Consider the following 12856-nt stretch of genomic DNA (forward strand, 5'->3'; position numbering starts at 1 on the left):
AAAGTGCCAAACATCTATGGACGTTTAGCTTAAATTAACTGATTTCAAAAACTGGCATGTGTGCTTGCATGTATATCGTCTGTCCTTTTGATGGGTATCCACCGTGATGTTGCATACGACTGTTGGCAGACACAAAAGGTCAAGCTACGAATTATAGTAAAAAAAAGCTGGCAATGCAAGGCATTACCAGCTTTTTTTGTACAACACTAAGATAAGCGAGGCTTATTTTAGTTCAACAGTTGCACCAGCTTCTTCAAGTTTCTTTTTCAACTCTTCAGCTTCAGCTTTGTTAACGCCTTCTTTGATTGGAGCTGGAGCGCTTTCAACCAAATCTTTCGCTTCTTTCAAGCCAAGACCAGTAGCTTCACGTACGGCTTTAATTACGCCAACTTTCTTCTCGCCAAAGCTGGCAAGAACTACGTCAAACTCGTCTTTTTCTTCAGCAGCAGCAGCAGCAGGACCAGCAGCAGCAGGTGCAGCAGCAACAGCAGCTGTTACGCCGAATTTTTCTTCCATAGCGCTGATTAATTCAACGATATCCATTACTGACATTTCAGCGATTGCGTTTAACACGTCATCTTTAGATAGTGCCATGAGAACTCTCCGTTATCTGATAAAAATTAATTGATTTTAAAATCGCTTAGATTGCTTGCCAAATTTTCAAATAGTGTTGGCAATAAAGTGCAATCGGCGATGTCAAAGTTACGTTAAAACAAGCAATTATGCAGCTTCTTTTGCGTCTTTGATTGCTGCTACCGTGCGAACAAGCTTACTAGGAACAGCGTTCATAGTTTGAACAAGCTTGGTAACTGGTGCATTCATAGTAGCCATCAAGATAGAGATTGCTTCGTCGCGAGTTGGTAGCTTCGATACGCGCTCTAGCTCTTCTGGACCATAAACAACACCACCAACTGATACCAATTTGGTCTCTAAAGCTTTGTGATCTTTGCTGAAGTCAAAAATGACTCGAGCTGCAGATCCCAAATCTTCCATAGAGAAAGCCAAAAGTAATGGACCAGTCATACGGTCTGACATGCTCTCAAACTTAGTGCCTTCAAACGCACGTTTTGCTAGGGTATTTTTTACCACTTTCAAAACGACGCCTTTTTCACGGGCTTGTTCGCGCAGCTTAGTAAGCTTTGCAACACCAATACCATGATATTCGGCAGCTACTGCTGAGTAAGCATTAGCAGCAACTTCAGACACTTCAGCCACAACTTGTTGTTTTTGCTCTAGCGTTAATGCCATAAGTTGACTCCTTTAATCTTATCAATCAGCTGAAGATTTAATCATTTAAACCTAAGCTCTTAAGCATTGGCATTCAATAATTAAACGAATCGCTTAGACTGACTTGATACGACACGTTATCAGCAAATTTATTAATAATAAATTTACTCATAACGACTGATTACGGCACCGTTATCAGAATGACATCAAGTGATAGATTGAACTATCGGCTCTTATCAACAACTGGGTGGGTCACCGTCTGCGTAGGACAACTAAGATTTTCATCTTTCGTCGATTAACAAAAGCAGCTCATTGTTATTACTAATGATCCGAAAACAATTAATAAAAACGTAAAACCGCTCTCTACCTACGGTCTTAGACAGCATAGCATTTGCTACGCTGACCTAATTCTTTAAAATATTTTTGCAGCCTTCATTTAAAATCGTCAAATAAAGGCACATATCTAATTATTTTGCTGTGCGATATGGAACTGGATCAATACTTAGACCAGGACCCATCGTGCTAGACAAGGTAATTTTCTTAATAAAAGTACCTTTAGAAGTAGCAGGCTTAGCACGTCTTAAATCTGCAATCAGTGCTTCAGCATTCTGGATTACTTGCTCAGCAGTAAAACCAACTTGACCGATAGTCGTGTGGATGATACCTGCTTTGTCTACACGATACTGTGCTTGACCGGCTTTAGCGTTAGTAACCGCTTCAGCAACGTTAGGCGTAACCGTACCGACTTTAGGGTTAGGCATTAGACCACGTGGACCTAGGATAGTACCTAGTTGACCAACAACACGCATTGCATCAGGAGCGGCAATAACGATATCAAAGTCCATGTTACCAGCTTTGATTGATTCTGCTAGGTCTTCAAAACCAACGATATCTGCACCAGCTTCTTTGGCGGCTTCAGCAGCAGCACCTTGAGCAAATACAGCAACGCGTTTGGTTTTACCAGTACCAGCAGGTAGGTTGGTAGCGCCACGAACCACTTGATCAGATTTACGTGGGTCAACACCCAAGTTAATCGCAATATCAATTGACTCTTTGAATTTAAGAGGTGGTAAATCGTTTAGGATTTGAACCGCTTCTTCAACTGTATACTGCTTTTCATGTACGATACGGCTTTGAATTTCTTTTTGACGTTTGGTTAGCTTGCTCATTTACACACCCTCCACGGTAATACCCATTGAACGTGCAGTACCAGCGATGGTACGAACAGCAGCATCAAGATCAGCAGCAGTTAAATCTGCATCTTTGGTCTTAACGATGTCTTCTAGTTGTGCACGGTCAACTTTACCGACTTTAGCGGTATTTGGTGTACCAGAACCTTTAGCGATACCAGCAGCCTTACGTAGTAAGTATGCAGCTGGTGGTGACTTCATGATGAAAGTAAAAGACTTATCGCTATATACAGTGATCTCAGTAGGAATCGGTAGACCCGGCTCTTGGTTTGAGGTCGCAGCGTTAAATTCTTTACAGAACGCCATGATGTTCACGCCTTTTTGACCCAATGCTGGACCAATCGGTGGTGAAGGATTTGCTTTGCCTGCAGGGACTTGTAGTTTGATGTAACCATCAATCTTCTTAGCCATGGTTTTCTCCTAAATGGGTAATAGCGCCAAATCAATGTGGTATAAACCTTATTGACTAACAGCTCCCCGGTTGATGAACTTTTTTGCTGATTTAGTCTAGTTTCTCAACTTTACTAAATTCAAGCTCGACCTGAGTCGGTCGATTAAATACGTTTACCGTTAAATGTAGTTTAGACTTCTCGTAATCCACTTTTTCTACCAACCCTTTAAAGTCAGTAAATGGACCATCGATAACCAACAGCTCTTCGCCCGGCTCAAATAGAGTCTTAGGACGTGGGTCAGTTTCAGTCTGATTCAAACGGTTTAAAATACGATCCGCTTCTACTTGCGTAATTGGCGCTGGTGTTTCAGGTGTACCACCGATGAAACCCATAATACGTGGGCACTCTTTAACGATATGCCAAGTATTGTCGTTCATTTCCATCTGGATCAATACATAACCTGGAAAGAACTTACGCTCACTCTTACGCTTTTTGCCGTCTTTCATTTCGACGACTTCTTCAGTAGGAACCAATACGTCACCGAATGATTCAGCGAAGTCACTACGATTAATACGATCAGTTAATGAACGCTGTACTTGCTTTTCATATCCTGAAAACGCTTGGACAATATACCAACGCATATCACGCTCCTGATCATTATAAGTAAATTTTGGGGTAAGACTCACTAATACGTGCGACTAACCAATAAAGATGCCAACGAACCAATTGAAAAAGTTATCTAATAACCAAACCAGAAAACCAACAATGGCAATCATGACAATGACCTGCCAGGTATATTGAAACGTTTCATCTTTACCTGGCCATGTCACTCGGCGCAATTCAACAGCAGCGTCTTTCAATAATATTTTAAAAGCGCGGCCTTGATGCGTTAATGCCAAGCATACTAAGGCGAATATAATAAGGGCAACGATAATACCAATACGTACCCAGACATCATTGGCAGGTTGCCAATAGCCAGGTAAATACTGATTAACTAACGTCGCCCCGATTAATACTGCTGCGGCAAGTAGCCACAGTACCACATCTTTTATTGAGCCTGTTTTAGCCACTTCAACAGCAGTTGTTTGATTGCCCGCTGAGATGTGCTTACCTTTAGACAGCATTCCACCAGCACCCGCCTTGGCATCAGATAACTTAGTCTCGAGGTTATCTTGATCATTGCTCATAAAGAACTCGCTTCGGAGATGGTGAGGTATAACAAAGATGTGATAAGAAGATGGCAGGCGATGTAGGACTCGAACCTACAACCCTCGGTTTTGGAGACCGATGCTCTACCAATTGAGCCAATCGCCTATGGGTGTAAAGGACAGCATTATACAATATTTGATATAAAATGCAAGCCTTTAGCGGTAAAATTATTACTTTTACCTAGTTTTACTCTTATTTGAATGTGCTATTGAATCATCATTACTTTAACAAAATGAAGATACAAGCGACTAATAAGAAGCAGCGTTAATATAGCAAGCTCCGCTAAGAATTACAATAGATTGGAAAGTAAATTATAAATGTTATAGGTATAACTGGCTAATCATGTTGCTAAGACAACGAAAGGTTTGATCATACTATCGAAGAATAACCATATTTCCTGATCATTTGATCTAAAAAAAGCCACCCTTAAACAAGGATGGCTTTTTATGACTAACTTACAATCTCATTACTGAGACTGATAGATTAGTTTAGTACGTTAGCAACAACACCAGCGCCTACCGTACGGCCGCCTTCACGAATAGCGAAGCGAAGACCTTTGTCCATAGCGATTGGGTGGATAAGCTCTACGCCCATCTCAACGTTATCACCAGGCATAACCATTTCAGTACCGTCTTGTAATTGGATTGCACCAGTTACGTCAGTAGTACGGAAGTAGAACTGTGGGCGATAGCCGTTTAGGAATGGTGTATGACGACCACCCTCTTCTTTTGACAGTACATATACTTCAGCGTCAAACTTGGTGTGAGGAGTGATTGAACCTGGCTTAGCTAGTACTTGGCCACGTTGTACGTCTTCACGCTTAGTACCACGTAGTAGTACGCCACAGTTTTCGCCTGCACGACCTTCGTCAAGCAGTTTACGGAACATCTCTACACCAGTACAGGTGGTTTTTTGAGTGTCACGGATACCGACGATTTCGATTTCGTCGCCTACGCGTACGATACCAGATTCAACACGACCTGTTACTACAGTACCACGGCCTGAGATTGAGAATACGTCTTCGATTGGCATTAGGAATGCTTTATCAACGTCACGCTCTGGCTCTGGGATGTAGGTGTCAAGAACGTTAAGAAGTTCTACAACCGCTGGTTGGCCGTATTTTTCTTGTGAGCCTTTTAGGGCTTCAGTGGCTGAACCATGGATGATTGGGGTATCATCACCTGGGAAGTCGTAGTCATTAAGAAGTTCACGAACTTCCATTTCTACGAGTTCTAGCAATTCTTCGTCATCAACAACATCACATTTGTTCATGAATACGATGATGTACGGTACGCCAACCTGACGTGAAAGCAGGATGTGCTCACGGGTTTGTGGCATTGGGCCGTCAGTTGCTGATACGACTAGGATTGCGCCGTCCATTTGAGCGGCACCGGTGATCATGTTTTTAACATAATCGGCGTGACCCGGGCAATCGACGTGAGCGTAGTGACGTGCTGGGGTGTCATATTCTACGTGTGAGGTGTTGATGGTGATGCCACGTGCTTTTTCTTCTGGTGCTGAGTCAATAGACGCGTAGTCTTTGGCTTCGCCACCAGAGGTGATTGCGGCTACAGTTGCGATGGCAGCTGTTAGGGTTGTTTTACCGTGGTCAACGTGTCCGATTGTACCGACGTTGACGTGTGGCTTTACGCGTTCAAACTTGGCCTTTGCCATGGGTATTTCCTCTTTTTTTGGGGTCAAATGCTAAGCTCGTATAAATACGATAACAAAGACGATCTTGACCACATTAAGATAATTGTTAAAAGGGTACACATACTAATGTGCAGATATTATAAGAAAATCACCGCCAATAACAAGTCTTTTAACCAATTATTGGCGTATTCTTCTACGACAACATAGAGATAATAGCTACATTGTCATATTTAATAGACGATTACTTACTCGTCATCATCTTTATTGTTGAATTTAGAGATGATGTCAGCAGCAACTGATTTTGGAATCTCAGCGTACTTTTGGAATTCCATTGAATAAGTAGCACGGCCTTGTGACATTGAGCGCATTTGTGTGGCATAACCAAACATTTCTGCTAATGGTACTTCGGCACGGATCTGCTTAGTACCGCCAGGTAGGTCTTCCATACCCTGTACTAAACCACGACGACGGTTAAGATCGCCCATGATATCGCCCATATAATCTTCAGGCGTTTCAACTTCAACTTTCATAATTGGTTCAAGTAGCGCTGGATCCGCTGCCATGAAGCCTTTTCTGAATGCCATAGAACCAGCCATCTTAAATGATAGCTCATCCGAGTCGACGTCATGGTAAGAACCGTCATACAAGGTCGCTTTTACGCCAACCACTGGATAACCAGCAAGTACGCCATTTTTCATGCGTTCTCGGATACCTTTATCAACAGCACCATGGAATTCTTTCGGTACAGTACCACCAACAACTTCTTCAGCGAATTCATATTCAGTATCGCCCGCTGGATCAAGTGGCTCAAGACGTAACCAAACGTGACCGAATTTACCACGACCACCAGTCTGACGTACGAATTTGCCTTCTTGCTCAACCGTGTTACGAATCGTTTCACGATAAGCAACCTGCGGCGCACCGATGTTCGCTTCAACGTTAAACTCACGCTTCATACGATCCACAAGAATCTCTAGATGCAGCTCACCCATACCACTGATGATTGTCTGACCAGACTCTTCGTCAGTATGTACACGGAACGATGGATCTTCTTTCGCCAAACGACCTAAAGCGATTGACATTCTTTCTTGGTCAGCTTTGGTCTTAGGTTCAACCGCTAGGCTGATAACTGGATCTGGGAATTCCATGCGCTCAAGCGTGATAACATTTTGCTCATCACATAGCGTGTCACCAGTCGTTACATCTTTCATGCCGACCAATGCAGCGATATCACCAGTACGGATTTCTTGCAACTCTTCTTGAGAGTTAGCCATCATCTGTACGATACGACCAACGCGCTCACGCTTCATTTTAACTGGGTTATAAACACTGCTGCCTTGCGTCAAAACACCTGAATAAACACGAACGAAGGTTAAGTTACCAACGAATTTGTCATTCATGATTTTAAATGCTAAAGCTGAGAATGGCGCTTCATCTGACGCTTCACGAGTGCCTTCAGTTTCATCTTTGTCATCAAGGATACCTTTAATAGCAGGTACATCCATTGGTGCTGGAAGATACTGAATAACCGCATCCAACATCTTTTGTACACCTTTGTTTTTAAAGGCAGTACCACAAAGTAATGGAATGATTTGGTTATCAATAGTCAATTGACGAATAGCAACGTTGATCTGCTCTACAGACAACTCGCCATTTTCTAAATACTCATTCATCAATTCTTCTGTTGCTTCAGCCGCATTTTCTACAAGAATCTCACGATACTCTTCTGCTTTTTCTTGTAATTCAGCTGGGATTTCGCGCTCTTCAAACTCCATACCTTGAGATGCTTCATCCCAATAAAGAGCTTTCATCGTAACTAGATCGATAACGCCTTCGAAATCATCTTCTTTACCAATTGGAATAACCAATGGCACAGGATTACCACCTAGACGAGTTTTGATCTGCTCAATAACACGATAGAAATCAGCGCCGACGCGATCCATTTTGTTTACAAATGCAAGACGTGGAACTTTATATTTATTTGCCTGACGCCATACGGTCTCAGACTGTGGCTGAACGCCGCCTACTGCACAGTAAACCATGCAAGCGCCATCAAGTACACGCATAGAACGTTCAACTTCGATCGTGAAGTCAACGTGACCTGGGGTGTCAATGATGTTGATACGATGTTCGTCAAACTGTTTTGCCATACCTGACCAAAAACAAGTCGTCGCCGCTGAGGTAATAGTAATACCGCGCTCTTGTTCTTGCTCCATCCAGTCCATAGTGGCTGCGCCATCATGTACTTCACCAAGTTTGTGACTAACACCGGTATAGAATAAAACACGCTCAGTAGTGGTTGTCTTACCAGCATCGATGTGCGCTGAGATACCAATGTTGCGATAGCGTTTTAGGGGAGTTTTACGAGCCATAGTGTTTTCCTAGGAAAAGTCGTGTATATAATAATGTATTGTGTCTCTACCTCATACTCTATGACAAAGCGGTCAGCTTCATATTACTTACTGATTATTGAGCCTAATACGGACAAAAAAAGAGCAAATACTAAGAATAGTGCGGCATCAGATTTGGGATGCTCTCTTGTGACAAGCATGCTTAATTAAGAGAGACATCTTGATAGATGTCCGCCATCTCGCTGTTGATAGTCAAAAACTACTTACAACAAGATAAACGATGGCGGCAATCAATAGAATAAATAACAATGTAAGATTAGCTGACTTCAGCCAGCTAATCTAAAGCTACTACTAATAAACAGTAGCTTAGAAGCGGTAATGAGAGAACGCTTTGTTAGCATCTGCCATGCGGTGAACTTCGTCACGCTTTTTCATAGCAGCGCCTTTGCCATCAGCAGCATCATTCAATTCGCCAGCTAAACGCAAAGCCATTGATTTTTCAGAACGCTTAGCAGCAGCTTCAGCTAACCAACGCATAGCCAAGGCAGTACGACGGGAGGGGCGTACTTCCATTGGTACTTGGTAGGTTGCACCACCAACGCGGCGAGCTTTCACTTCTACCATTGGGCGTACATTTTCTAAAACTTCTTCGAAGAAAGATACTGGATCTTCGATTTTACGTTTTTCGCTTACTGTTTCAAGTGCACCGTAAACGATACGCTCAGCAGTAGATTTTTTACCATGACTCATTACATGGTTGATGAATTTTGCAACAGTTTGGCTACCAAACTTAGGATCCGGTAGGATCTCACGGGTAGCAACGACGCGACGTCTTGGCATAATAAATATCCTTTTCTTCAGGAGTGTCTGACATTCACAATCTCGCACCAATTAATATTGGATGGCGTTATATCGAGTTGTCAGTCAGCCTTACTGCACGGCGGTATGTTTTAACAGTGAATTACTAACTTAATAATACTGTCAACACCAGACCCATGCACAGTTAATGTTTGGTATAAAAAAGCTTAGCTAATAACGATTAGTTATTAAACTTTAGGCTTCTTAGCACCATATTTAGAGCGACCTTGCTTACGGTCTTTAACGCCTGCGCAATCTAATGCACCACGAACGGTGTGATAACGTACACCTGGTAGATCTTTTACACGACCACCGCGGATAAGAACAACACTGTGCTCTTGTAGGTTATGACCTTCGCCGCCGATGTAGCTTGATACTTCATAGCCTGAAGTCAAACGTACACGACATACTTTACGCATGGCTGAGTTAGGTTTTTTAGGGGTAGTAGTATATACGCGAGTACATACACCACGACGTTGTGGGCACGCTTCCAACGCAGGAACTTTTGACTTTTCCTTGATGGTTTTGCGACCTTTACGAATCAATTGGTTAGTTGTTGCCATGAGGCATCCTTCTCCCGTTTGGTATAAAACAAAAAAATGGGGAAACGCACCATCCATCTGACTTTAACGACAGATTTTGGTACACCCATTTTTAGGACAGTGTATTATAAAGAGTTGTTGCTGCTATTTCAACCACTTATGCGTGATTGCACTTTACAACATTTGATAGATATGCATTCACCCTACTACTATAACACTTTATCTATTTTTAATTAAAAATCAGCTAAAAAGTAGATTGTCATACAGTATATCGAAAGTAGCGTTACGAACGATTTAGATAGGATGTTTAACTATAAATAAATAGCAATTTATAAGTACTAAGTGGCGATATTATCTTGTTTTTCAAGAGAAAGAAGACACTATCGCCAAAATTAGTAGTAGATATCCAGCTCATAATCCTTCTATGATACAAGCTGGCTGAAGAAAGAAAACAGGTAAGTCTGATTATTTAGGCGCTCTTATTTGCTTTTCTTGTTAGCCGTCTTGTTTGATTTGCTATCAGAGGATTTATTCTGACCGCCTTGCTTATCATTGTCGTCTTTCTGCGTTTCTTTCACGACCTTTTCATCAGCTTCTTGATGGTTGTTTTTTTCTTCAGCAGTATCTTTCTTGCTATCGGTATCCTTGCTTGACTCTTTCTCAGCATCTTGCTGCTTGTCATTGTCAGCTGTTTTGTTTACCTTAGCTTCATTACCACTATCATCAGTGATTGCGCGATTGGCAAGTTTGGCTTCTGGGGCAAAAGTCGCTTGAGCCACGCCAATCACTTCATCAATGAGCTGGCTGTTGTAGCGCATACCAACGATAACAGCGGTAACTGGTAAGAATTTGCGTATCCATGTTAAATTGATTTTATCCAAGTCAATACCGACCTGACTGGCAATACTGTCAACTTGTTCTGCATAAAAGTTGACGTTTTTATCCTTTAGACCTAGGTTTTTTAGCTCATTGTGTAGACCACTGCTTTGGGCATTATCCAATAAGCCTTTGCCGATACCAATACCTGCTAGCAATGCTTGTTTTTCTTGCATCTTGCTCAGATCAGCATTTGCTAGCAGCTCATAAGCCATCTTAACGCCTTGCTTACCCGTTAACGGCTTATTATAAACAGCACCTAGCTGATAGACGGTACGTAATGATACCAATAAAAGCCAAAGCGTATCAGCAAGCAAACCAGGAAGCCCAGCCAATCCTGTCAAGCCCCCTATCGTTGCCAATGCACGATTTTGATTGGCGATATCAGTGGCTAATGCATAACGCTCTTCATCATCCAAGCTTGCGATATTGGCGAAACGATGCTCATTAGGTAAGTCAATCTGACTCCAGTTAGAAGCAAGGTTTGCCACTTGTGCAAAAGCGCCATCGACCGTCGACTGAAAAAAACTGTTTGGCACTACTTTTTTGGCATATTTACCATAAGTGGCAAAACGTGGCCCTAACAATTGCTGAGTGGCTTTCAACGTTTGCTCACGGAACAAATCCTGCTGATAGTCTTCATCGCCTAAGTTGACTGCTTTGTATTGACGCGGTTTTCCCGTCTTAGCATTCATACTATCAATCATAGCGCCCACGCGCTCTAGATTATTGCGAGTAAAAGAGCCAACGGTAGTGATACCTTTAGAGAGAGTGCTACGCTTCGCCATCGTGATGTCCTTAATGTGATGAGTGATTTTGTTTTATTGTAAGCGATTTATAATAATAGATGTGCCATTCTAGTCAATCACTATAATCGATGTCAGTGCGAACAATGTTATCGCAATCACAAATTTTGTATCCAAAAGTATCACTTAATGTATGATTGACACCATGATATAAGCTGTCTTCAAGCAAATGGTCTTTATAGATGGCTTTAGACAGCAAGCGCGATTTTGTCGTTATTTTGCACTTGTAGAAAGATTTTGGGCGCTCGATACGTTATCATGTGCCATAACTCACAGTACACTTGTACTTCTATTTATAAGTAGTTCGTTACTTATAAATAATCAGTTACCAAGCATATAGTTTTACTATGATCATCACAATGATTGTAAAATGAGGCTTTGACGCTCAATACATCCTAATATTAAATAATAGAAATACATACTTAAAAACGATTATTAAAAGTAATTGTGAAAAATCGTTACTCATAAGGAATAGAATATGCGCCGCGTTGTTATCACTGGAGCAGGGATCGTCTCTTGTATCGGACATGATTTAGCCACGGTTACTGCCGCTCTAAAGCAAGGGCAGTCTGGCATTACATTTAATGAGGCTTATGCTGAGCATGGGTTTAAATCACACGTTAGCGGTAGTATCGACCAGTCGACGCTTGATACCAGTGGTATCGATCGTAAGTTGAAGCGGTTTTTTAGTGATGCCAGTCTATACGCTTATATCAGTGCTTTAAACGCCATTGAGCAGTCTGGTTTGTCGCTTGAAACCATCAACAATAATCCACGCGTGGGCGTGGTCGCAAGCTCTGGCGGCGCATCGACAGAGAATATTGTCAATGCCATAGATGCCATGCGGGATAAAGGTCTGCGCGGTGTCGGCGCGATGGCTGTGCCAAAAACGATGGGCAGCTCAGTATCAGCGGCACTGGCAACAGGTCTAAAAATCCAAGGCGTATCATACTCGCTCACTTCTGCTTGTGCCACCTCAACCCATTGCATCGGTCATGCGGCTGAACTTATTCAGTTAGGCAAAGCAGATGTGATACTCGCGGGTGGTAGTGAAGCGGAACATTGGACACAGTCTTGTATGTTTGATGCCATGGGTGCAGTCAGTACTCAATATAATGAGACACCGCAGCGCGCCTCAAGAGCTTATGATAAAGATCGTGATGGCTTTGTGATTGCTGCTGGTGGTGCGATGGTCGTGGTTGAAAGTCTAGAGCATGCCCAAGCGCGTGGTGCCAATATACTGGCTGAAATCGTCGGTTATGGTGCCAGCTCTGATGGCGCTGAAATGGTTGCGCCAAGTGGTGAAGGTGCTGTGCGCTGTATGCAGCAAGCACTGGCCGAAGCTGGTTTGCAAACTGTCGACTATATCAATAGCCACGGTACTAGTACGCCACTTGGTGACATCACTGAGCTTAAAGCCATTGCTAAAGCATTTGGTGATGATATCAGTCAAGTACCTGCGATCAGCTCTACCAAATCTATGACAGGTCATAGCCTCGGTGCCGTTGGTGCGCAAGAATTAATCTATTGCTTATTGATGCTACAAGAAGGCTTCATTGCGCCCAGTATCAATGTTGATAATTTAGACCCTGCGGCTGAAGGCTTTGATATTGTCACCGAAATGCGTGAAGCCAAGCTTGAGACACTAATGAGCAACAGCTTTGGCTTCGGCGGTACTAATGCCACATTAATCATTAAAAAGTTTGACGCCTAACTATGCTCGCAGCACATCCTCTCAAAACTGAGCAGACA

12 protein-coding genes and 1 tRNA gene are annotated in these 12856 nt (G+C 42.6%); 1 reads left to right on the forward strand and 12 read right to left on the reverse strand.

Features of this window, described 5'->3' with window-relative positions; all coding sequences use genetic code 11:
- Positions 1–222 precede the first annotated feature (222 nt).
- The 12 genes from rplL to JMW64_RS11915 form a co-directional block, all read right to left on the reverse strand.
- Positions 223–594, reverse strand: a complete 372-nt coding sequence (rplL, locus tag JMW64_RS11860) for a 50S ribosomal protein L7/L12 (RefSeq protein WP_011514491.1) — start codon at positions 592–594, stop codon at positions 223–225.
- Positions 595–720: 126 nt separating this feature from the next.
- On the reverse strand, positions 721–1248 hold the full coding sequence (gene rplJ, locus JMW64_RS11865; RefSeq protein WP_201554839.1) for a 50S ribosomal protein L10: 528 nt from the start codon (positions 1246–1248) through the stop codon (positions 721–723).
- A gap of 446 nt (positions 1249–1694) precedes the next feature.
- Complete coding sequence (gene rplA, locus JMW64_RS11870) at positions 1695–2396, reverse strand: 50S ribosomal protein L1 (protein WP_045443901.1); 702 nt, start codon at positions 2394–2396, stop codon at positions 1695–1697.
- Positions 2397–2828 carry a 50S ribosomal protein L11 gene (gene rplK / locus JMW64_RS11875; RefSeq protein WP_010201717.1) on the reverse strand — a complete coding sequence of 144 codons (432 nt, stop codon included), beginning with the start codon at positions 2826–2828 and terminating at the stop codon, positions 2397–2399.
- 91 nt (positions 2829–2919) lie between these two features.
- On the reverse strand, positions 2920–3450 hold the full coding sequence (gene nusG, locus JMW64_RS11880) for a transcription termination/antitermination protein NusG (RefSeq protein WP_045443893.1): 531 nt from the start codon (positions 3448–3450) through the stop codon (positions 2920–2922).
- 57 nt (positions 3451–3507) lie between these two features.
- A complete protein-coding gene (gene secE / locus JMW64_RS11885; protein ID WP_201554840.1) occupies positions 3508–3996 on the reverse strand; it encodes a preprotein translocase subunit SecE in 489 nt (162 codons plus the stop codon).
- 51 nt (positions 3997–4047) lie between these two features.
- Positions 4048–4123 (reverse strand) — tRNA-Trp (locus JMW64_RS11890).
- Between the two features lie 378 nt (positions 4124–4501).
- On the reverse strand, positions 4502–5692 hold the full coding sequence (gene tuf, locus JMW64_RS11895) for an elongation factor Tu (RefSeq protein WP_055124836.1): 1191 nt from the start codon (positions 5690–5692) through the stop codon (positions 4502–4504).
- A 224-nt stretch (positions 5693–5916) separates the two neighbouring features.
- Entirely contained in the window at positions 5917–8043 is a 2127-nt protein-coding gene (gene fusA / locus JMW64_RS11900) for an elongation factor G (protein ID WP_055125899.1), read from the reverse strand.
- A 345-nt stretch (positions 8044–8388) separates the two neighbouring features.
- Positions 8389–8862 (reverse strand): 30S ribosomal protein S7, encoded by a 474-nt coding sequence (gene rpsG, locus JMW64_RS11905; RefSeq protein ID WP_021814163.1) that lies wholly within the window; start codon positions 8860–8862, stop codon positions 8389–8391.
- 206 nt (positions 8863–9068) lie between these two features.
- Positions 9069–9443: a 30S ribosomal protein S12 gene (gene rpsL, locus JMW64_RS11910; RefSeq protein WP_011281154.1), complete on the reverse strand. Its 375-nt coding sequence runs from the start codon at positions 9441–9443 to the stop codon at positions 9069–9071.
- Between the two features lie 458 nt (positions 9444–9901).
- The gene (locus JMW64_RS11915; RefSeq protein ID WP_201554841.1) at positions 9902–11086 is read right to left on the reverse strand and encodes an EcsC family protein; all 1185 of its coding nucleotides are present in this window, start codon (positions 11084–11086) and stop codon (positions 9902–9904) included.
- A gap of 496 nt (positions 11087–11582) precedes the next feature.
- On the opposite strand from JMW64_RS11915, the gene JMW64_RS11920 reads away from it, so the two are divergent.
- Positions 11583–12818 carry a beta-ketoacyl-ACP synthase II gene (locus JMW64_RS11920; protein ID WP_201554842.1) on the forward strand — a complete coding sequence of 412 codons (1236 nt, stop codon included), beginning with the start codon at positions 11583–11585 and terminating at the stop codon, positions 12816–12818.
- Positions 12819–12856: the final 38 nt, after the last annotated feature.

This window comes from Psychrobacter immobilis (genome assembly GCF_904846065.1).
Lineage (GTDB): Bacteria > Pseudomonadota > Gammaproteobacteria > Pseudomonadales > Moraxellaceae > Psychrobacter > Psychrobacter immobilis_H.